The organism is Alkaliphilus hydrothermalis (genome assembly GCF_016908555.1).
Classification (GTDB): Bacteria; Bacillota; Clostridia; order Peptostreptococcales; family Natronincolaceae; genus Alkaliphilus; species Alkaliphilus hydrothermalis.
In genome coordinates this window covers 1-22,932 of sequence record NZ_JAFBEE010000022.1, presented here as the reverse complement: position 1 = coordinate 22,932, position 22,932 = coordinate 1, and the positions used below count along the sequence as shown (strand labels likewise).

Genomic DNA, 22,932 nt, shown 5'->3' with positions numbered 1-22,932 from the left:
GTCATATGTCTTTCCAATCTAGGTTTAAAGATCAATATAATGATGAGCTTTTTGAGGCGATATTACAACTGAAGGATATTGAGGAATGTTATCAATTTTTTGAAGATATCTGTACAATAAAAGAATTACAGTCCATTTCCCAAAGACTACAGGTGGCAAAGTTATTGAAAAAGGGAAAAACCTATATTGAGATTGAGAAAGAAACAGGAGCGAGTACAGCTACCATCAGTAGGGTAAATAGATGTCTTCATTATGGTTCTGATGGTTACAAATTAGCCATGGAAAGGCTGGAAAGCATAAAAAAGGAAGACAAAGAGGAAACGGCAGAAGAAAATAAGCAAAATGCTTAAAACCAAAGTACGAATTCAAAAAATGTGAGTACAGTTTACAAACAAATAATTAAAGAATTATCCTATAAAAAAAAGAGCCTAGGCTCTTTTTTTAGTTATTAATTTTATTTATATAAATGAAAAGCTTCATGAAGAATATTTACAGCCCTTTTAGCATCAGGTTTCTTTACAAGACATGATATAGTTGATTGGGAATCTGAGGTCTGCAATATTTTAATCTGTTCATTGGAGAGGGCTCGAACGATTGTAGACATTACCCCAGGTATACCAGTGATTCTGCTTCCAATAATGGTAACTTTACTACAATCATCTAGGATTGTATATTGAACATTCATTTTCTTTAGTATCTTGTGTATTAAAGGGACTTGTGTCTCATCAATCACAAAGACTTTGCGATCTACGAAAAAGTTTATCATATCTATACTGATTTTGGCGTCAGAAAGAGCCGCCAGTAATTGGCTATCCCTCTCCAAGTTATCCTCCATTAGAATAGATACTTGTGCTATATGATCTTTGCTGGTGATGGCAGTTAAAAGTTTTTGTGTAGTGTCTGTAGAATATAGGTTTTCTTTGTTGCCACGACAATAACAAATACTAGTGCCGGGGTGGTCTGACATCGTATTTTTAATCTTTACTAGGATATTTCCTTTTTGAGCTATTTCTACTGCCCTAGGATGAATAACCTTAGCACCTTTATCCGCCATTTGAAAAACATCTGCATAGTTAATCTCATCAATGATTTTTGCTGTAGGAACAACATTAGGGTCTGCCGTCATAATACCATCAACATCTGTATAGATTTCCACCTGCTGGGCACCTAAAGCTACCCCAAGGGCTGTAGCGGTAGTATCACTGCCGCCTCTACCAAGGGTTGTAATTTCACCTTTATCTGTTGCTCCTTGGAAGCCACAGACAATTACAATGTAACCTTCTTCTAAATAGGGAAGAATTTTACCTTCATCAATATTGAGTATCTCCGCATTACTAAAATTGTCATCAGTTACAATACCAGCTTGAGCTCCTGTTAAAACAACAGTCTTTTCATTAGACAGTTCTAACATCGAAGCCAATGACACGGCAGAAATAATTTCTCCGCAGCTCATCAATAAATCAATATTTTTCAAGCTACAGTAGGGGTTGGTTTCCAGTGCTAGATTTCTAATGGTATCAGTGGCATAGGGATCGCCTTTACGTCCCATAGCTGAAACGACAACCACCACCGATTTTCCTTGATTTTTCACATGCATAATTTTATCGACAACCATACTTCGTCTCTCATTAGTAGATACAGAAGTACCACCAAATTTTTGAACAATAATACTCAAGGGAATCACCTCGTATTTCCATTTACTATATTTTTTAAAACACACTATATTACTTAAATTATGCTTTAATCTTATAAATGTTCATGGATAAAGTCAATGATTTTATAGAAAATGATAGCATATTATCCATTTTACAATTCACGATTCTCCCTATACCACATATTATGGTATTAAACCTTTAAAAAGATACATGGAGGGAGGGTAACTATATGAGTGAAGCCGTAAAAGGAACTGGAATTCTAGGAAATTTTTTAGGTGGAGAGAATAGCTTGCTATTTTTTCTTCTACTATTAATCATCATTTTCTGCAACTGTGGCGTTTTTGCTGAGAGTGGAGATAGTCTGCTATTCTTCCTTTTACTTTTAATCCTTCTATTGGGGGGGCGAACATTTTTTAGATAATATGTTTTCAAAAGGGGGAGTGGTAAAAGCCATTCCTTTTATTACATCGAATAGGAAGGTTCTACATTAAATGGATAGAAAAGAGAACTTTATCGTAAGTGAGTTTTAACATAAGTCATCAATTAAATCTTCCGAAGAAGACTTTGTTCTTAAAAAAGTAATATAATAATTACTTTTTATAGCAACAGTAACACTTTTTTAGCTAACTCATAGTATATAGTAGAACTTAAAAAAAAAAGAAGCTTTAAGTTCTAAAATCCATAACGAATATTTAAAGGAAGGTGACTTGAATGAGTGAAGTAGCAGCTAAAGCAACTTGTAATCCAATAGCAGGTCTTTTTGGTGGAGAGAATAGTTTATTATTCTTCTTCCTATTGTTAGTAATCATCTTCTGTAACTGCGGTCTATTTGCAGAGGCTGGAGATAGCTTACTATTCTTCTTCTTACTATTAGTTTTACTATTTGGTGGAAACTATTTCTGGAGATAGTTTAGTAAAAAACTAATATTGTAGCAGGATAAGAAAAGGAGGGGTGACCCTTCTTTTTTTATGTTGTGCTTTTAAAATATTTTTGACAAAGCGTGAAAAATATTATATGATAATAGTATACAGTTGATAATAATAATCAATAGCAACCAATATAATATTAAGACGAAGTATGTAGGAATAAATTCTCTAAAAGGAGGTGTTTGGGAAATGAAAATTAATAACTGCTTTTGTCTAAACACCGAGCATGATTTTTTGAGCTGGTATGTTGAGCTTCTAGGTCCGGTATTTTTAGGAGCAAAGCCAGCGGAGATTTTGAGTTTTCCCCAAAGGAAGGAAAAGGATTTAATCATTACCAACAGTATTAAAGGTTTATTTACAAATTCCAAACAAGTACAATATAAAGAATTAGACTTTGGAAATGATTGTATTAAAATGTTCTTCTACAATCCAAACACATTAGATGAAACCTTAAAGGAAGCTAGAAATCTAAAGTTTCTAAAGGGTATAGGCTATCCAGAGGAATATTCATTAGAGGTCTATTTAGCCCAATTAATTAATAAAATTAATGAAGGTAATATTCCAGATGAAATAGGGGTATTCCTTGGGTATCCATTAAAGGATGTACTGGGCTTTATAGGGCATCCCTCCCTAAGATTGACTAAGGTAGAAGGGTGGCGGGTGTATGGAGACACTAGACTTTCTGATGAAAAAAGAAATGCTTTTAAGATGGCAAGGGAAGCAATGAAAAGAATGTTAGAACATACTACCCCTGAGGGAATTGTACTGTCAGCATAAAGTACTTATGATAAAATATTAAATTAAATAAATGCTTTTTAGATTAAGGATCTCTATATCTAAATCAGATGTAGAGATTTTTTTTTTGATCATAAATCCTTTATAGGAAGATTTTGCTTCTTTACCATTGAATAGGATGTAGTCCTCCAATAAATAATATATTTAATGGCTTTAATAATTGTTTCCCTAGCGGTTACTCTTTTATTATTATATTTATCATTACTTCAGCAGCTTCCACCACTTTTGTGGGGAATGAAGGAGGAAAAATAATAAAAAAAGGTGTTGCTTTATATGAAAATAGAGTAGAATAAGTTGAAGACTAATTAGGATAAATTTTGATATAAGAAGGAGAATACATATGGATATAAATGCTTTTAAAGCTTTAGGAATTAGCGAAACTTTTGTAAAAAGTTTAATGAAGCAAGGGATTAAAGAGCCAACCCCAATTCAAGAAAAAGCCATCCCACTTTTATTGGAGGGAAAGGATGTAATCGCCCAAGCCCAGACAGGAACAGGGAAGACCTTTGCCTTCATGCTACCGATGATGGAAAAAATTAATCCTGAGTTTCCTTTTGTGCAGGGGTTGGTGATCACGCCAACTAGAGAATTAGCTTTACAGATAAAAAATGAAGCAGATAAATTGGCTAGGGGTCGTGGTATAAGTGTATTAGCAGTTTATGGTGGCCAAGATGTTGAGGCACAAATAAGGAAGCTGAAGAAAAAAGCCCATATTGTCGTAGGAACACCAGGTAGATTAATAGACCATATAAGAAGAGGAACCCTTAATTTCTGTAGACTCAATACTTTGGTATTGGATGAGGCAGACCAAATGTTGGACATGGGCTTCTTGCCAGATGTTGAGGTGATTATAAGTAATATTACATCCCCAAGTCGTCAGACGCTACTTTTCTCAGCTACGATTCCAAAGGCTGTAAGTGCTTTGGCTAAGAAGTTGATGGTGGACCCTGTGACGGTACATGCAAGAGGAAGAGCCATCACCTTAGATGAGATACGACAAATGGTGGTGGAGACCACTGATCGACAGAAACAAGCCTCCCTGTTTAAAGTATTAGATGAAACCCAACCTTTTTTAGCTATTGCCTTCTGTAGGACAAAAAGAAGAGCTAGCACCCTGACTGCTGCATTGATTAACAATGGATACAATGCAGATGAGCTTCATGGAGACTTGAGTCAGGCAAAGCGGGAGCGGGTAATGGATAAATTCAGGAAGGCTAAGATTCAAATATTGGTAGCCACAGATGTTGCCGCTAGGGGATTAGATGTAGAGGGTGTCACCCATATCTTCAACTATGATATTCCTCAAGATCTAGAAGGCTATATCCACCGAATCGGAAGAACTGGACGGGCAGGAGAAAAAGGAGTTGCCATTACCTTTGCGGCCCTAAAGGATAAGGATGCCTTAAGGAAAATTGAAGAGGGGATCAATCACCAGTTGGAGCGATATCCACTAATGCTGGAGTTGGATATCGAAAAATCCCATGAAGACAGAAAAACATCTTCAAAGGATCACGGTAAGTCCAACTACAAAGGTAAGAAGGACTTTGGAGGAGACAACAGAGGACGAGGAAAAGACAGAGGAAAAGGTAAAGGACGAGGCAAAGACCATTACCAAGATAAAGACAAGGGTAAATTTAAAGATAAGGGAAAAGATAAGTGGTCAGACAAAGATAAGGGCCAAGGCATGGATCATAATAATAAAAACAAGAGCAAATCCTTTGGTGGTAATAAATTTAATGATAAAAATAAAAATAATAAAAATGATAATAGAAACGACAATAAAAACAATCGAAACGACAATCGCAAAAATCGACGCTAATATACTCTTTTGCTCTTCAAGCATATAATATTTGATTGTAAAGAGAATTTGCTAGAGTGATTAAACTTCGTTCATTGAAAAAACAGCAATATGAGTATTTTTGTGTACCCACTTTGCTGTTTTTCTTGTTTGTTAAAACCCATTACTTTTTCATTAGACTAGACATTAATTACTGAACCTATAGCCATAAATATTCATATCATTAATCCGCTTTATTGGTTGATAACAGCTCCAAAAATTCCTGAGCAGGTATACTCAAGGGGAGTTTTTTATTTGAAATAAAGGCAATGGAGCGGGTGGGTAAAGGCTCTTTTAAATTGATTATTGAAACATCCTCATTTTTTAAGGCTGCGACGGCAGCATCAATTACAAATCCGATGCCTAAGCCGATTTGTACCAACTCCATGATTAAATCAATACTCTCCAGCTCAAACTCTGGCTCCAGTGTCAGTTGGTGTTTTTGAAAATAGCTATCCAGATACCTTCTAGTGCTGGTTTCCTTTGTTAAGGTAATCAAAGGATAATCCATCAATTGCTGGATAGAAGTAATGCCTTCAGTGCCTTTGAAAAAGCACCTATTGGTAATCAGTACTTCAGTGAAATTGGACAACACCTCAACATTCAAATCATTAGGAACAGAATCATAGGGAAGATTAATGATTCCAAAATCCAACTCCCCTTTACGGACGGACTCAATGGTTCTGATTGAGGGTTGATTGGTAATATTAATTCTTATTTTAGGATAAATCCTATGAAATTGACTGAAATAAGGCAATAGAAAATATTTGCAGATGGTATCACTGGCACCCAGTTTCAGCTCTCCATACTCCAAGACCTTTGTATTTTCAAGAATCCTCTCTCCTGACTTGATGATGTTGATGGCTTGGGATACATGGGAGAAAAGCATTTCTCCTTCATGGGTCAGGCTGACTCTCCTGTTTGTCCTGTGGAATAGGACAATATCCAGCTTTTTTTCTAGCTGAGCCATAGACTGGCTGACGGAGGATTGGGTGACGAAAAGTTCCTCCGCTGCTTTGGTAAAACTTAGGTTTTTAGCAACGTAATAGAATATTTTATATAGTTCTAAATTAACATCCAATCATTAGACCTCCTAATATGGAACATTATTATTATTAATTATTATTATAAATCTTATTATGCTAAAATTAAACTAGAAAATACTTAAAAATATAGTGAATTTAAGGAGGACGATGGAATGAGTTCTGTTAAACGATTGTTTGTTGAAAAAATGGAGGGATTCACTGTAGAAGCAGATCATTTAATGAGGGAGTTTAAAGAGAATTTAAATATAGATGGTATTATAGATTTGAGGGTAATCAACTGCTACGATGTTGAAGGATTGACGGAGGAAGTTTATGGACTAGCAATAGAAAATGTATTTTCAGAGCCTAATATAGATCTAGTGTATGAAGATGCTAAGGAATTTGAAAACAGTGATTTTACATTTAGATTTGGATTATTACCGGGACAGTTCGATCAAAGGGCAGACTCAGCTGAGCAATGTATTCAGCTGTTGACCCAGGAAGACAGACCAAGTATCCGAGCTTCAAAAATAGTTGCCATCAGTGGAGATTTAACCGATGAAGAAAAAGAAACAATCAAAAACTACATGATTAATCCAGTTGAATCAATGGAGCTAGGCTTTGGGATGGAGCGTTCTTTAAAATTAGAAGCCCTAGAGCCTGCGGACGTTGAGATTTTCCATGGATTTATTGAATATTCAAAGGATGAACTATTATCCTTCAAAGCTGACAAAGGCTTTGCAATGAGTGATTCGGATATCGAATTCATACAACAGTACTTTAAAAATGAAGAAAAGAGAAATCCATCCATTACAGAATTGAAGGCAATAGACACCTACTGGTCAGATCACTGTAGACACACTACCTTCATGACGGAATTGACGGATGTTGAAATAGAAGAGGGTAAATATAATGAGGCTGTGAAGTCGGCATACCAACAGTATCTTGAGGATAGAGCCTTTGTTCATGGAGAAAAGGACAAGAAGGTTTGTTTAATGGATTTAGCCACCATTGCAATGAAGAAATTGAAGCGATTAGGAAAACTTCAAGACCTTGACGAATCGGAAGAAATTAATGCTTGTAGCATCAAAGTCACTGTGGATGTTGACGGTAGGGATGAAGAGTACCTTGTTATGTTCAAAAATGAAACCCACAATCACCCTACTGAGATAGAGCCCTTTGGTGGAGCGGCAACATGTTTAGGAGGGGCTATCCGAGATCCCCTTTCTGGTAGGTCCTATGTATATCAAGCCATGAGGGTGACGGGGGCAGCCGACCCAAGAACACCATTCAACGAGACTTTAGCAGGGAAACTACCCCAAAAAACCATTACCACCAGAGCCGCCCACGGATACAGCTCCTATGGAAATCAAATTGGTGTAACCACTGGACAAGTTAAAGAATATTATAACGAAAAGTTCTTAGCAAAGAGGATGGAGGTTGGAGCCGTAATCGCTGCATCTCCAAAGAAAGAAGTCGTCAGGGAAGTACCTCAACCGGGGGATATCGTGATATTAGTAGGTGGTAAAACTGGAAGAGACGGTTGTGGTGGAGCAACAGGCTCTTCAAAAGAACATACAGAAGACTCCTTAGCATCCTGTGGTGCAGAGGTTCAAAAAGGAAATGCCCCAGAGGAAAGAAAACTTCAAAGACTGTTTAGACATCCTGAGTTAAGCAAGATTATCAAAAGATGTAATGACTTTGGTGCTGGAGGAGTATCTGTTGCCATCGGTGAATTGGCAGATAGTATCGATATTTATTTAGATAGAGTGCCTAAGAAATATGAAGGGCTGGATGGGACTGAAATTGCCATTTCAGAATCTCAAGAAAGAATGGCGGTTGTAATCCAAAAAGAAAATTTAGATACATTCAAAAAATACGCAGAGCTAGAAAACCTAGAAGCCACAGTCGTGGCGGATATTACCGATACTGGCAGACTAAGAATGCAGTGGAGGGGCAACTGGATTTTCAATATCAGCAGAGCCTTTTTAGACACCAATGGAACAAGCAGCTCAACAAAGGTATCGGTGGAGGCACCTGCAGCTGAGGAAAACTATTTTTCAAGGAATCTAGAAAATAAAGATATTAAATCAATCTGGCAAGAAACTTTAAGCGACCTAAACGTAGCATCCCAAAAGGGGATGGTGGAAATGTTTGATAGTACCATCGGGTCGGCTTCCGTATTGATGCCCTTTGGTGGAAAGACCTACAACACACCATCGGAAGGTATGGTTGCAAAGATTCCTGTAAAGGATGGAGAAACCAATACAGGTACAATCATGACCCACGGATATTCCCCAGACCTTGCAGTATGGAGTCCCTTCTATGGAGCTTTGTATGCAGTGGTGGAATCTGTCGCAAAGGTAGTGGCTATGGGTGGTGAATACAATAGGACAAGATTGACCTTCCAAGAATACTTTGAACGCTTGGGTGATGATGTTAAGAAATGGGGTAAACCCTTCGCAGCACTACTGGGGGCTGGCTTGGCTCAAAATGAGTTCCAGATCGCTGCCATTGGTGGTAAAGATTCTATGTCTGGTTCCTTCAAGGACATTCATGTACCTCCAACATTGATATCATTTGCAGTTGCTCCAGTGGATGTGAGGACTGTTGTTACACCTGAGCTGAAAAAGGTAGACTCAAAATTAATCATGTTCAAAGCAGAAAGGGACAATCAAGAAGTACCAGACTTTGAAAACTTAAGAACTGGCTATACTGCAATCAATCAATTAATCAATGAAGGTAAAGTGCTGGCATCCCATACGGTTGGAAAGGGTGGATTAGTTGCCACCCTATCAAAGATGGCTTTTGGTAATGAAATCGGAATCGAGATAGATGCAAATATCACAAGGGAACGATTAATGGAGGAAGCCTATGGTTCGATTGTTTTAGAAGTAGCATCTGATTTCGATTTAGTTGATACAGGATTTAAATATAGATTATTAGGTAAGACCATTGAAGAAAAAGTGATTAAAGTTGAAGGTGTTGAAATTTGCCTTGATGAAGCTGTAAAGGTATGGGAATCAACACTAAATACTGTATTCCCAATCAAGCAATCTATCGAAGGGGAAATCAAACCCTATGAATATAAAAATGGAACTACTAGAAAAGCTAAGATGACAATAGAAAAGCCTAAAGTCGTAATTCCTTCCTTCCCAGGGACAAACTGCGAAGATGATACGGCAAGGGCATTTAGAAAAGCAGGGGCAGAGGTAGAGGTAATCGTATTTAGAAATTTAAATAGTACTTGGATTGAAGAGTCGATTGACAAACTGGCTAAGGCCATATCTACAGCTCAAATCATTGCTTTACCAGGAGGATTTAGTGCTGGGGATGAACCAGATGGTTCTGGTAAGTTTATTGCCTCCGTCTTTAAAAATCCAAGAATTAAAGATGTTGTTCATGAGCTATTACGGGAAAGAGATGGTCTAATGATTGGAATTTGCAATGGATTCCAAGCCCTCGTAAAATTAGGATTACTGCCATATGGAGAAATTAGGCCATTGGATGAAGAGAGTCCGACATTGACCTATAATAAAATTGGTCGACATGTTGCTAAATATGCTAAGACGAAGGTCGTATCTAATCTATCCCCTTGGTTAAGTAAAGTCAATGTAGGGGATACCTTTGAAATCCCTTTATCCCACGGGGAAGGTAGATTCTTCGCTAAGGATGCAGTACTGGAGGAATTACTTGAAAAAGGTCAAGTTGCAACCCAATATGTTGACGAGGAAGGTAAGGCAACCTATGATGGTCTGTACAATCCAAATGGATCAATATATGCTATCGAAGGGATCACCAGTGCCGACGGTAGAATTTTTGGTAAGATGGGTCACTCGGAGCGAGTAGGCTCTAATGTAGCAAAGAATATATATGGTGAAAAAGATATGAAAATCTTTGAAGCTGGAGTCGCTTACTTTACAGGTAAATAATAGGGATTAGTTTTAATATGCTCCCCTTACAGTAGATGGTTAAAAAAACATTTGCTGTAGGGGGACTTTTATTTCAAGGTTGATTAGTATATGCCTATGGTATACGCTCACCCTAGTTTTGGGGTGGGCTATTTTAAGTTGGATTTATTTTTTTACTCACGGGTCTTTGTTTCACGAAATATTCGTTGGAATATTGTACGCTTTGACAAGTATGTGATAATATGGTAAATATAGTGATTTTATAAAACGATTACTTATTTTGATTTCGGGGGGAAAGAGATGTCCAGAGTATCCAATGCACTCAATATGTATTTTTTGCTTCAATCAAGAAAAATGATGGGAGTTGACGAAATAGCCAAAGAACTAGAGGTAAGCCACAGAATGGTAAAGGAGTACAAAAATGATTTAGAAAAGGCTGGCATCTATATAGGATCAAAGTTAGGGAGATACGGAGGGTACTATATAGAGAATAGAAGGAGTTTTGATGGTTTAGGCTTAACAGATGAAGAAGTAAGTGCTTTAAAAATGGCGAAGGAGTCAATTAAAAGTGGTAAATATCACTATGGACCAAAATTTGAAACTTTAGTAAGTAAGATTTTGAATTCCCAAAGTAACGGAGAGGAAATACATTACCATCATAAGACCGCCAGTGAGTCTGAAGACATTATACGAAAAGAAAAACGAGCTTGGGTTGATGTAAACCTTGCTATTCACAACAAAAATAGAATTAGAATGTCTTACAAATCGTTAAAAGAATCAGAGGTAGAAATAAGAGAGCGTTTAGTAGAACCTTATGGAGTATTTGATTATAAAGGAGCCTCGTATTTCTATGGATACTGTAGTAGTGCAAAGGATATACGGTTTTTTAAGTTATCTAGAATTATGGAACACCATATAACAAACGAGATTTTTGATATTAAAGTAGATTACAACTTTGATGAAGTAATGGACAAGTCCTTTGGAATATATACTGATGAAGCTATTGATCTAAAATTAAACATTTATTATCCAATGAGTGAGATTATTAAGGAGAAATACATTTGCAAGGGTCAGAAAATACAACAACTTGATGATAAAACTATACGATTTGAAGCTAAAATGAAGGGATATACAGAAATTATAACTTGGGTTATGGGGATGGGAAGCAGTGTGGAAGTGTTGGAGCCTGTGGAATTAAAAGAACATATTCATAAAGAAGTTAGTAAAATTATCGAACTATATAAATAATGCTTGGAAACACAACGTAAGTTTTTAAAAAATTATGCGAATTTTTCCTATCTGTACAATATGTTTCCTAATTAACTGGTATTATTAAATTCATAGGAGGTGGAGAAATGAGATTTTCAGTAGAGCTTATACTAGAAAACGAAGCATTACCTAAAGACAAAAATAGAATCATATTATCAATCATGAAGAGCTGTTTTAGCTCCTACAATCAAGAGTATTACCAACGTTTATATGAAGAAAAGGAAAGTAAAAACAAGATTAAAGATTTTACCTTTGCATTATATATGCAGAACTGTCGTTTTACAAAGGATGAGATTATTATTCCCGACAAAAAAGTTATTTTAAATTTTTCAGCCTATAGTCCAGAGGATGGAATTATGTTCTACAATTCCTTCTTAACCAATAAAGGGAAGAAACAGACCATTCATAACAACATCATCACTATAGGAAAAATGACCCTAGTGAAGGAAAAACCAATCTACGATCAACAAGTTATTTTTAAGACCTTGAGCCCTATTGTAGTTCGGGAGCATGGTGGAGACAACAAGAAAACTTGGTATCACTCCTTGGAAACTGAAGAAGGACAGGCTATTTTTATGGAGAACCTCAAGTATCAACTATCAGATGTTTTCGGTGAAAGAGGGTTGTTAGATTTCGAAGATATTAAGGTAGAGGTTGATTCTGATATTAGAAAAGTCAAGGTAAAAAATTACGGGATAGAAGTACATTCAAGTATAGGGAAAATCAGAATAAAAGCCCAACCATATATTTTAGATTATCTATATAAGGCAGGAATAGGAAGCAAAAGGGGTAGTGGGTTTGGAATGGTAGACATTGTGTAGGGGGTGAAAAGGTGGGAGAAAAAATCACGTTAAAGATGGGAGATTGGCTGATTAATTCTGGTATCGTTGGTTTGTGTAATATCTTAAAACATTCAGGCGATCAAGTCGAAGTTACTTCCCAACAACTTGAATTTGACGTTGAGGCTTTAGAAAATTTTGAAGAAAAGTACTTTAAATACTTAATAGACAAATATGAGAAAACTCTTTCGTGGTATAAGATTGTATCCTATGAGAAAATCCTTCAATACCATGAAGATAACGACTTTGATACCTTCAAGGATGATGATTTGGATAAACTCAATAAATATATCAAAGACGTACTAAAATACTACTTAAACAGTGCCAGTTATAAAGCAGCCTATGGAGTAATGGACAATCAGTTAGATGTAATAAAGCTAACGAAAGAACTAGAGACAATCAAACTAAAAAAATCTGAAAAGATAGAGGACAAGCTACAGGATATCAAAGATGCCTTCAAAAAAGTGCAAGTCTTAATAGACTACTGTAAAGAGGCAGACAGTAGAAAGTACCTTGCGGCTAAGAATGTAATTTATACAATAGTTAAAAATGCTTGGGAAGGAATTTGTTTTTTAAATCCCCAAACTAAGGAAAAGGATATGTATCTTGACTACAAAGGATATTTCATAGAGCCTGTAAAGGACTATGTAGAAGAAGATAAAAAGAAGTACAAGTACGATTGTTTTACTTGCAATGGAAAAATGAAGGACATGAAAAATGATCTTAGCTTTTTAAACAATATGGGATTTGACGTTAGTAGAAAATCATCCCATGTTTGGAATTTTAATAATGACATAGCTGTCTGTCCTATCTGTAAATTGGTGTACTCTTGTATACCTGCTGGATTTACTTATGTATATGATCGGGGAGTCTATATCAATGAAAGTACTCGCCTAGAGACTGCCATCAACATAAATAACAATGTAAAGACTCAAATTCTTAATGAAACAGACATCAATGCAAACCTTACCTACAGGGGGTTAGTATACGCCATCAATGAACAATCAAACGAAAAAATGAAATATGAACTTGCTGATATTCAAGTGGTAAAGTTGGAGGATGGGAAGTACCGTTTCAATATTCTATCTAGACAAATGCTGAATATCATTAACACTTCAAAAGATGATCTCAATAGAATCATAAAGGGTGGATTTACTGAAGGAAAGGACTATTTCAATATATATGAATTGGTAATAGAACGGATCTTAAATAATCAAAACCTTTTTTTATTAATACACAAACTTTTAGTTGTAAAGATCACCAGTCAAGATACTAAAAAGGTTAGATTTGGAACGGGACAAGTAGTTAGAATAATGAACATCAATAAAAGAATCATGGAGGGGATGGGTTATATGGAAAAGGCAAATAAGGATATAGTAGGGTTAGCCAAGAACTCAGGCTATTACCTAAGAGAAGATTATAAAAATAAGAAAGCAAAGGATAAACTCAATGGTATTGCCTACAGGCTATTAAACGCACTAAAGACAAGTAATAAAAATATGTTTATGGACACTTTGTTGAATTGCTACCTATATGTTCAGAAGACAGTACCAAATATCTTTATGGAGGCATTGAGGGATGATGAGAAATTTAAAACCATTGGCTATGCCTTTGTTGCTGGTTTGATCGAGGGTAAAGATAACGAGAATGATAAAGATAAAAAGAATGGGGGAAATGAATAATGAAAAACAATATGAAACCAAAGGGACTTACACTATCCATCATATTTGAGGCTGAAAGTGCCAACTATGGAGAATCAGTAGGAAATGTTGCTTCATTAAAAAAGATGGCTAGAGGAAAAGGAGAACAATATACATATATATCTAGACAAGCCATCAGACATAACATTGCAGAACAACTTGGGGAAGAATCAGCAGAAGTAAAGGCAGAAGGTGGTGGAGATAAAAAAGCAATTCAGTTTGAAAAGGATGCTACCATACAAGACTATCCGGAGATAGACTTCTTTGGATACCTGAAAACTGGAGATGGTGTGAAGAAGCGTTCTGCAAAAGTAAGGCTCTCAAATGCTATTTCTTTGGAGTCTTTTAAGGGAGACTTAGACTTCCTAACAAATAAAGGATTGGCTGATCGAATCAATGAAAATATGAACATTGCCCAAGCCGAAATCCATCGATCATATTATCGGTACACGATGACAGCTGACCTTGACCAAATCGGTATAGATGCCAATGGCGACATAGAAATATCTAATGTAGAGAAGGCAAGACGAGTAAATAAACTATTAGAAACAGTTGCTTTATTGTATAGGGATATAAGAGGAAGAAGAGAAGACTTGAAGCCACTTTTTGCTATTGGTGGAGTGTATGACATTAAAAATCCAATCTTCCAAAATGTATTGGATGTTAAAGACAATAGAGTCGTTGTGGAACAGATCGAAGGAGTTCTTTTTGAAAACATCAAAAAAGATACCCACTGTGGTTTAATCGTAGGTAGATTTGATAATGACAATGAAATCAAATCAAAGCTGAATCCTAAGTCTATGCCAGCACTTATCGAGACTTTAAAAGCAAAGGTCAGTGAGTATTATGAAGGCAATTAGACTAAAGCTATGGCAGGAGTCAGCAAACTACAAAAAGCCCACTAGCTTTCAGTTAAAGGAGACTTACCCCTTACCCCCATACTCAACAGTCATTGGGATGGTACATAGCCTTTGTGACTATAAAGAATACAAGGAAATGAAGGTGAGTGTGCAAGGTAGGTATTATTCAAAGATGAATGACTTAGTTACAATATATGAATTTTCTCCAACATTTCAAGAAAATGACCAAAAAAGAAAACATAAATGTCTAAATTGTGGATTTGAAAATTCTTCAAAAATTAAGAAATGCAAAAGTTGTGGTTATGATAGATTTGAGGTTTTAAAAACTTCAAGAGGTACTCATCAATTCAAAGGAGGCGTGTTTCCAGGTATACATAAATATAAAGAATTTGGAGGTGAGGTTAAATCATTAAATGATGAAGATTATAAAATAGCCAAAGAAAATTTATTGTCAGTAACGAAAAATATTGCCACAACTGAACTCTTAGTAGATGTAGAGTTGCTCCTGCATATAATACCCCAAGACCAAAGTCTTGTTGAAGAAATAGAAAAGGCTTTACGCTATCCTAGGGAATACCCATCATTGGGTCGACGGGAGGACTTGGTGGTCATAGAGGAAGTCAAGGTGGTGGAGGTAACTGAGACGGAGTTAGAGGAAGATATAGAATTAGATGAAGCTCATACTGCGTATATCCCTATTGAGATGATAAATGATGAAGCTATATTACTAGAAGGTGTTGATGGGGTAAGTACCAGTGGCACACAATATACATTAACGAAGAATTATAAGTTAGAGTCCTTTGGCAAAGGTAAAGAATTTAGAAAATGGAACAAAGTAGATGTTCTATTTTCTTCTAAAATTATTGCTAGTACAGATGTTTTAGTTGATGAAGATGATTGTATTGTATTTGCTGTCTAACTAAAAAAGTAGGAGAAGGTGGTATACTGTGAATCAATATTTGGCAAAATCAAATCCAAAAGAAGATATTATACAGCATACCGATCAATTGATAGAAAACTATAATGAACTTAAATCTCTATACCCCAATTTAGAAATAAATTGGGGTATATTACACCTAGCCTGTTTATATCATGACCTCGGTAAAATGAGTCGGAAATTTCAAGATAAAATAACAAAACGTAAAATATGGGAAGACGAAATACCCCACGGAATTTTAAGTTTAGCCTTTATAAATGAAAAAAAATTAAAGGAGGAGGGGTTTAGTCATGATGATATTAAAATAATAGCAAACTCCATAGCTTATCATCATGAAAGGGAATTGTCCTATGATAAAGAAACCTTAGAAAAAGAAATACAAGCCTTAAAAGAAGAAGCCAGTGGCTTTGTATATGATAAAGTAAATGATTTAGAAGTACGTAAACTAAGGGGAAAATATTTTTTAAAAAATAAAAGAATCCACCAACTCCATAACGGTGAAGAAATGTTCTTTGACTATATAAAAATTAAAGGACTCTTAAATCGACTAGACTATGCCGCCAGTGGAGGTATTATTGTTGAGAGAGAAAATAAATTCTTACTTAATAGCATGGAAGAACTAATGACGGATTGGCAACAAAATAATAATCCAGATTCAGATTGGAATGACCTTCAAAAACATATGATTGATCATAGAAATGATAATGTAGTCGCCATAGCAGAAACAGGAATGGGAAAAACAGAAGCAGGATTACTATGGATTGGAGATCACAAAGGATTTTTTACCCTACCATTAAAAACAGCCCTCAATGCAATGTACGAAAGAGTTGCAGGAAAAATCGTTAAAGAAGATATTGACAATAGAGTTGGGCTATTACATTCCGATACATATAGCGAATATCTCAGTAAAAATCTTCAAGATGATGAAATAGATATTGATGAGTATTATAACAAAACGAGACAACTTTCCCTCCCCATAACGGTATGTACTTTAGATCAGATTTTCGACTTTGTATATAGGTATAAGGGGTTTGAACCCAAGTTGGCAACTTTAGCCTATTCAAAAGTAGTAATAGATGAAGTTCAAATGTATTCTGCCGACTTATTATCATACTTGATACTAGGATTATACTACATTACAAAAGTAGGAGGTAAGTTTGCAATCCTTACAGCTACCCTACCTAGTATAGTGCTGGATTTATTGAAGGAGGAAGGTATTGAATTTGTACCACCAAAGACCTTTACCAATAAAGAAAGAATTAGGCATTGTGTAAGGCGAATCCCAAGTAAAATCGATACACAAAAGATTGTTGACAAGTATAAGAAAAATAAGGTCTTAGTAATCTGCAATACAGTAAATGAAGCCCAAAGAGTCTATAAGGAGCTAAGGGATATTCATGAAGTAGATAGGGTCAATCTTTTTCATAGCCGCTTTATCAAAAAAGACCGTAAAGGCAAAGAAGATAAAATACTATTTATAGGGGACAAAAAAAATACCGAAGAATATGGGATATGGGTAACTACTCAAGTGGTAGAAGCCTCTTTAGATATTGATTTTGATATTTTATTTACAGAGTTGTCGGACTTAAACGGTCTTTTTCAGAGGTTGGGTAGGTGTTATCGAGGTAGAGAGTTTAAAGAGCAGGGCTACAACTGTTTTGTGTTTGATGGTGGAGAGAATAAATGTAGTGGTGTGGGCTATGTTATTGATCAAAAAATCTACCAGCTATCCAAAGATGCTTTAAGGAATATTGAGGGACCTTTGAATGAAGAAACAAAGATGCAGTTGGTAAGTGAGTTATATACTAAAGAAAATTTAAAGGATACTGAATACTATAAGGAAATAAAAAAGAACTTGGACTATGTTAAATCCTTTGAAGACCATGAATTATGTAAAAGTAAAGTGAAAGAAATGTTTAGAAACATCCAGTCTAAGACAGTCATTCCAAAGGAAGTATATGAGAACAATCAAGAAGAGATACAAAAATATATAAACACGCTTTTAGAAGAATATCCCACTACAGCCAAAGACCAAGAACGAAAAGAGATAAGAGGTAGAAAAATTGTAGCAAGAAATAATTTAATGAACTTTACTGTAAGTATTCGTTCCGAACAGGTGTGGGGTAACATTATTAAAGAACTGATAATTAGCAAATATGAGTCTATTCCGATATTTGAATGTAAGTACACAGAAGAACTTGGGGTGGAGTATTTAGAAAAGGAAGAACCTGTTGAAAAGCATCCACAAAGTAATTTTATCTAATGGAGGTTAGATCATGAAGAAAATTACAGGGGTAATGGTCTACTATTATTTTGTTTGCAAAAGAAAACTTTGGTTTTTTATAAATGACATGACGATGGAGCATAGTAGCGATTTAGTAAATATGGGAAAAATAATAGATGAGACGTCCTATAGTCGAGAAAAGAAAAATATTTTGATAGATGAAACCATAAATATTGATTTTTTAAAGGATTGGAAGGTAATCCATGAAGTTAAGAAATCAAGAAAAATAGAGGAAGCTTCAAAGTGGCAGATTAAATATTACATGTGGGTACTTAAACATAAAGGGGTTGCAATCGAAAAAGGGATACTGGATTATCCTTTATTAAGGAAACGGGAGAATGTATTCTTAGAGGAAGAGGATGAAAAACAAATAGAAGAGATTTTAGAGGATATACAAAGGATCGTCAACTTAAAGCTACCCCCTGATAAGGTCAATAAAGCAGTATGTAAAAAATGTGCGTATTATGAACTGTGTTATATATAAGGAGGAGGCTATGGGAGAGACATTTTATGTTTTCAAGGATGGGGATTTGCGTCGGAAAGATAACAACATAGAAATACGAACTATAGAGGGGGACAAAAAGAATTTAAAGGCAGAGGTAACAGATGAAATTTATTTATTTGGGGAAGTAGGGATGAATACTAAGCTTCTAAATTTCTTATCTCAGCAAAAAATAATAATGCATATTTTCAATTATTATGGCTTCTATAGTGGTACTTTTTATCCTAGAGAAAGTAATGTTAGTGGATTTTTGCTGGTAAATCAAGTGAAAAAGTATGACAATCAAGATAGTAGAATAAAACTGGCAAAAGAGATTTTAAAGGCTGCCGCATATAATATTTATCGAAACTTGAGGTACTACAATGGCAGGGGAATAGAGTTGGACACCCCTATGGCTGATATACAGAGTTTGACTAATAGATTGAATCTTGCAAATAGCATTAATGAACTGATGGGTGTTGAAGGGAATATTAGAAAAATCTATTATTCTACTTGGAACAGTATTGTAAAGCAAGAGATTGATTTTCATAAAAGGGTAAAAAGACCCCCTGATAATATGATTAACTCACTAATCTCATTTGTGAATAGCCTTATTTATACAACTGTACTTTCGGAGATATATAAAACTCAGCTAAACCCAACAATAAGCTATTTACATGAGCCAGGGATAAAAAGATTTTCGTTATGCTTAGATATTGCAGAGATTTTCAAGCCTTTAATTGGAGATAGAATGATTTTTTCACTATTAAATAAAAATCAGATTACTGAAGATGATTTTGAAGAGGACTCTAACTACTTGTATTTAAAGGAATCTGCAAAAAAAATAATCCTTATGGAGTATGATTCAAGATTGAAAAGGACAATAGCCCACAGAGATTTAGGAAGAGAAGTCTCCTATAGATATCTGATAAGGCTAGAGTGCTATAAGCTCATAAAAGATATAATCGGCGAGAAAGAATATAGTGGTTTTAGGATTTGGTGGTGATACTATGTATATAGTCTTAATGTATGATATAATGATGGACAAGGATGGTCCAAAAGTTCAAAGAAATACCTTTAAAATATGTAAGAGATATCTTACCCATATACAAAAATCCGTCTTTGAAGGAAATTTAACGGAAGTTAATCTAATGAAATTAAAGAAAGAACTAAATGAATACATCAGGGATCATAAAGACTCATTCATTATATTTAAAAGTAGAGATGAAAAATGGCTAACTAAAGAATTCTTGGGTGTAAAAGATGATAAAACATCTAATTTTTTTTAGTAATCAATCTGTCGACCCCTAGTAGTGTAAAAAGTATTGGAGATCGACAATCGGCTATTTTATCAGCATGCGAGATAACTACTGCTAAGTAACAATGGAAATTAGACCCTAAATACATAATAAAATGATAGGTAGACAGAAATAGGCTATACACTTAAGTAATTTAAATATTTTGGTTAAAACGCCCCTTAATAGAACTAGAGTAGAATGTAAATATGTGTAGATAAGAACAATCTTAACAAAGTAGTGGACCCTTAATAGAACTAGAGTAGAATGTAAATAGCGAAGCGCAAGTGAGCGGGTTACTACAAGCTCACCCTTAATAGAACTAGAGTAGAATGTAAATGGGGAAAGTGTAAATGCCGTAAATCCATCTGGTCACCCTTAATAGAACTAGAGTAGAATGTAAATTCTAATAAACCTCTTGTTTTTCGTTTTTTAAATTGTGCCCTTAATAGAACTAGAGTAGAATGTAAATGTCTGTTACGCCGTCCCCTAGCAGTCCTACGGTACCCCCTTAATAGAACTAGAGTAGAATGTAAATTCAGCCCCTGTGAATGGGGACATATGGTACGACTCAACCCTTAATAGAACTAGAGTAGAATGTAAATAGAGCTAATAGATAAGCTTCAGACACTGAGAGTTAACCCTTAATAGAACTAGAGTAGAATGTAAATTATCTTTACCAAATTCATATTCACCTGTATGAGGACCCCCTTAATAGAACTAGAGTAGAATGTAAATTTAGATAAATAAGGAGGAAACTTATGAAAGCAGCAACCCTTAATAGAACTAGAGTAGAATGTAAATCTGCTCTAAGTCGCCCTGGACTAACTCCATCATCCGCCCTTAATAGAACTAGAGTAGAATGTAAATTTTTAAATCAAGTCCGACTACTCTGGAGGTGGTCTAACCCTTAATAGAACTAGAGTAGAATGTAAATGGATAATATGATGCAGCTAGCCCGTACTGGGCGTTCCCTTAATAGAACTAGAGTAGAATGTAAATACAACAGAACAATGGGCATTAACCCTGAGATCTTTGACCCTTAATAGAACTAGAGTAGAATGTAAATTTTCAATTCTCCTTTTGATTAATTTTATTAAGTATCCCTTAATAGAACTAGAGTAGAATGTAAATAAAATTGTCCAAAACGGAAATATTAGAACTCTACTTACCCTTAATAGAACTAGAGTAGAATGTAAATATGCTCTAGTAAGTCATGAAGGTGATTCAGTAGCTCCCCTTAATAGAACTAGAGTAGAATGTAAATTCGTTACTATACTTTTCTGATATTCTAACATTTTGGGCCCTTAATAGAACTAGAGTAGAATGTAAATGTGGAAAGGCTGTTGCGACATTTAGTATTGCCGTTACCCTTAATAGAACTAGAGTAGAATGTAAATTTGTTTTCCAAGTATGTAAAATTTATTGATCACTTCCCCTTAATAGAACTAGAGTAGAATGTAAATTTACTTCAACCCCACCTTTCTTATTTCCTGATCAATCCCTTAATAGAACTAGAGTAGAATGTAAATAGTCTTAAGAAAATCTAAGATAGCTTGATCACTATCCCTTAATAGAACTAGAGTAGAATGTAAATATTAGATTTTTTGTAAGTGAAGAATGTCATCATGGCCCTTAATAGAACTAGAGTAGAATGTAAATACTTTTAGCACCCATACTACTCCCCCTTTACTTCAACCCTTAATAGAACTAGAGTAGAATGTAAATATGGATAAAGGATTATTGCAACAATCAATTTTTAGCCCTTAATAGAACTAGAGTAGAATGTAAATGGGATTTTAACAGGTGAGGTGAGCGTTAATGATTAACCCTTAATAGAACTAGAGTAGAATGTAAATTATTTAAAAAATCCACTCTAAGCAATGGCGTATCACCCCCTTAATAGAACTAGAGTAGAATGTAAATCCCTCTAGGGCATTGGCTTCAGCTTGTTTTACTTCAGCCCTTAATAGAACTAGAGTAGAATGTAAATCTGAAGAGGTAGACGTAGCAATAAATGCAATCAATATCCCTTAATAGAACTAGAGTAGAATGTAAATGTTCGCTGTGCCTTGGTTGTGTGTAGAGTCCCATCTCCCTTAATAGAACTAGAGTAGAATGTAAATGAGGTAACAGGTTGTGCCCCAGAACCCCCTTCATTCACCCTTAATAGAACTAGAGTAGAATGTAAATTGGCATAGCTTAAATGTAATTAATTATGGAAATCAACCCTTAATAGAACTAGAGTAGAATGTAAATCGTCGTAAACCACAGGCAATGGCCAACAATATTACCCCTTAATAGAACTAGAGTAGAATGTAAATATCTAAAGAAGATATTGTTAGAATAGCTCCAGAACCCCTTAATAGAACTAGAGTAGAATGTAAATGTAGCTACTTGGAAGACAGAGAATACTTTATCTGATACCCTTAATAGAACTAGAGTAGAATGTAAATTTCTTTATATTCTTCTTCAATTTGTTCGTCTGAGGTACCCTTAATAGAACTAGAGTAGAATGTAAATGCATTAATATCAAGTCCTTCTAACTCATCAATAATATCCCTTAATAGAACTAGAGTAGAATGTAAATCGTATACCCATATTATCTTCACATGTTCTAGAGTCACCCTTAATAGAACTAGAGTAGAATGTAAATGTAATATTGTTGGCCATTGCCTGTGGTTTACGACGCCCTTAATAGAACTAGAGTAGAATGTAAATTAGTGACTGATTTAGGACGTGGCATTATTGACCACCCCTTAATAGAACTAGAGTAGAATGTAAATTAAAGGTATTGCATTTGTAAAATCTGCTCTTAAAGGCCCTTAATAGAACTAGAGTAGAATGTAAATTTATCCTAAATAATGTAAGCGTCCAATATTTGATGGGTTGCAAAATTTTAGGGATGACATTTGTCATCCCCTTAATTGTTTTTGCATATTTGCTGAACTAACGAATCCCATGGTAACATCAGATCCAGTGTTTTTAGATTTGTTTTAAAGTTTGATCCCGGTAGTCGTGTTGTAACCGCCAAAGAATCGACGTATAGAAACTAAATCCAATAGTTGATACAATAAATCCAGTAGAGGTTAGTTGTTGCCTGCTCTACTGGATTGT

At 35.2% G+C, this 22,932-nt stretch carries 17 protein-coding genes and 1 CRISPR repeat array; of the genes, 15 read left to right on the top strand and 2 right to left on the bottom strand.

Annotated elements, in window-relative coordinates:
- The first annotated feature begins 5 nt into the window (after positions 1 to 5).
- Positions 6 to 350, top strand: a complete 345-nt coding sequence (locus JOC73_RS12695; RefSeq protein ID WP_204403828.1) for a YerC/YecD family TrpR-related protein — start codon at positions 6 to 8, stop codon at positions 348 to 350.
- A gap of 104 nt (positions 351 to 454) precedes the next feature.
- Here JOC73_RS12695 and dapG read toward each other — a convergent pair whose 3' ends face one another.
- Positions 455 to 1,675: an aspartate kinase gene (gene dapG, locus JOC73_RS12690; RefSeq protein WP_204403827.1), complete on the bottom strand. Its 1,221-nt coding sequence runs from the start codon at positions 1,673 to 1,675 to the stop codon at positions 455 to 457.
- 209 nt (positions 1,676 to 1,884) lie between these two features.
- On the opposite strand from dapG, the gene JOC73_RS12685 reads away from it, so the two are divergent.
- From JOC73_RS12685 to JOC73_RS12670, 4 genes are all read left to right on the top strand, one after another.
- The gene (locus JOC73_RS12685; RefSeq protein ID WP_204403826.1) at positions 1,885 to 2,076 is read left to right on the top strand and encodes a hypothetical protein; all 192 of its coding nucleotides are present in this window, start codon (positions 1,885 to 1,887) and stop codon (positions 2,074 to 2,076) included.
- A gap of 290 nt (positions 2,077 to 2,366) precedes the next feature.
- Positions 2,367 to 2,564 carry a hypothetical protein gene (locus JOC73_RS12680; RefSeq protein WP_204403825.1) on the top strand — a complete coding sequence of 66 codons (198 nt, stop codon included), beginning with the start codon at positions 2,367 to 2,369 and terminating at the stop codon, positions 2,562 to 2,564.
- A gap of 207 nt (positions 2,565 to 2,771) precedes the next feature.
- The gene (locus JOC73_RS12675) at positions 2,772 to 3,359 is read left to right on the top strand and encodes a DUF3793 family protein (protein ID WP_204403824.1); all 588 of its coding nucleotides are present in this window, start codon (positions 2,772 to 2,774) and stop codon (positions 3,357 to 3,359) included.
- 358 nt (positions 3,360 to 3,717) lie between these two features.
- Entirely contained in the window at positions 3,718 to 5,196 is a 1,479-nt protein-coding gene (locus JOC73_RS12670) for a DEAD/DEAH box helicase (RefSeq protein WP_204403823.1), read from the top strand.
- 202 nt (positions 5,197 to 5,398) lie between these two features.
- On the opposite strand, the gene JOC73_RS12665 is transcribed toward JOC73_RS12670, so the two are convergent.
- Positions 5,399 to 6,295 (bottom strand): LysR family transcriptional regulator, encoded by an 897-nt coding sequence (locus tag JOC73_RS12665; RefSeq protein ID WP_204403822.1) that lies wholly within the window; start codon positions 6,293 to 6,295, stop codon positions 5,399 to 5,401.
- Positions 6,296 to 6,412: 117 nt separating this feature from the next.
- Between JOC73_RS12665 and JOC73_RS12660 the strand changes: the two genes are divergently transcribed.
- From JOC73_RS12660 to cas2, 10 genes are all read left to right on the top strand, one after another.
- Positions 6,413 to 10,171, top strand: coding sequence for a phosphoribosylformylglycinamidine synthase (locus JOC73_RS12660; RefSeq protein WP_204403821.1), 3,759 nt, complete (start codon positions 6,413 to 6,415; stop codon positions 10,169 to 10,171).
- A 279-nt stretch (positions 10,172 to 10,450) separates the two neighbouring features.
- Positions 10,451 to 11,398 (top strand): helix-turn-helix transcriptional regulator, encoded by a 948-nt coding sequence (locus JOC73_RS12655; RefSeq protein ID WP_204403820.1) that lies wholly within the window; start codon positions 10,451 to 10,453, stop codon positions 11,396 to 11,398.
- 107 nt (positions 11,399 to 11,505) lie between these two features.
- On the top strand, positions 11,506 to 12,240 hold the full coding sequence (gene cas6, locus JOC73_RS12650) for a CRISPR-associated endoribonuclease Cas6 (RefSeq protein ID WP_204403819.1): 735 nt from the start codon (positions 11,506 to 11,508) through the stop codon (positions 12,238 to 12,240).
- 11 nt (positions 12,241 to 12,251) lie between these two features.
- A complete protein-coding gene (cas8a1, locus tag JOC73_RS12645) occupies positions 12,252 to 13,940 on the top strand; it encodes a type I-B CRISPR-associated protein Cas8b1/Cst1 (RefSeq protein WP_204403818.1) in 1,689 nt (562 codons plus the stop codon).
- The gene (gene cas7i, locus JOC73_RS12640; RefSeq protein ID WP_204403817.1) at positions 13,940 to 14,818 is read left to right on the top strand and encodes a type I-B CRISPR-associated protein Cas7/Cst2/DevR; all 879 of its coding nucleotides are present in this window, start codon (positions 13,940 to 13,942) and stop codon (positions 14,816 to 14,818) included. Before cas8a1 ends, cas7i begins: the two co-directional genes overlap by 1 nt.
- The gene (gene cas5b, locus JOC73_RS15190) at positions 14,805 to 15,737 is read left to right on the top strand and encodes a type I-B CRISPR-associated protein Cas5b (protein WP_243427972.1); all 933 of its coding nucleotides are present in this window, start codon (positions 14,805 to 14,807) and stop codon (positions 15,735 to 15,737) included. Before cas7i ends, cas5b begins: the two co-directional genes overlap by 14 nt.
- 28 nt (positions 15,738 to 15,765) lie before the next feature.
- The gene (gene cas3, locus JOC73_RS12630; protein ID WP_204403816.1) at positions 15,766 to 18,018 is read left to right on the top strand and encodes a CRISPR-associated helicase Cas3'; all 2,253 of its coding nucleotides are present in this window, start codon (positions 15,766 to 15,768) and stop codon (positions 18,016 to 18,018) included.
- Between the two features lie 13 nt (positions 18,019 to 18,031).
- Positions 18,032 to 18,523, top strand: a complete 492-nt coding sequence (gene cas4, locus JOC73_RS12625; protein ID WP_204403815.1) for a CRISPR-associated protein Cas4 — start codon at positions 18,032 to 18,034, stop codon at positions 18,521 to 18,523.
- A gap of 10 nt (positions 18,524 to 18,533) precedes the next feature.
- Positions 18,534 to 19,526 (top strand): type I-B CRISPR-associated endonuclease Cas1b, encoded by a 993-nt coding sequence (gene cas1b / locus JOC73_RS12620; protein ID WP_204403814.1) that lies wholly within the window; start codon positions 18,534 to 18,536, stop codon positions 19,524 to 19,526.
- Positions 19,527 to 19,530: 4 nt separating this feature from the next.
- A complete protein-coding gene (gene cas2 / locus JOC73_RS12615) occupies positions 19,531 to 19,809 on the top strand; it encodes a CRISPR-associated endonuclease Cas2 (protein WP_204403813.1) in 279 nt (92 codons plus the stop codon).
- 185 nt (positions 19,810 to 19,994) lie between these two features.
- Positions 19,995 to 22,667: direct repeats of the CRISPR family, unit length 30 nt; unit sequence CCCTTAATAGAACTAGAGTAGAATGTAAAT.
- Between the last annotated feature and the right edge of the window lie 265 nt (positions 22,668 to 22,932).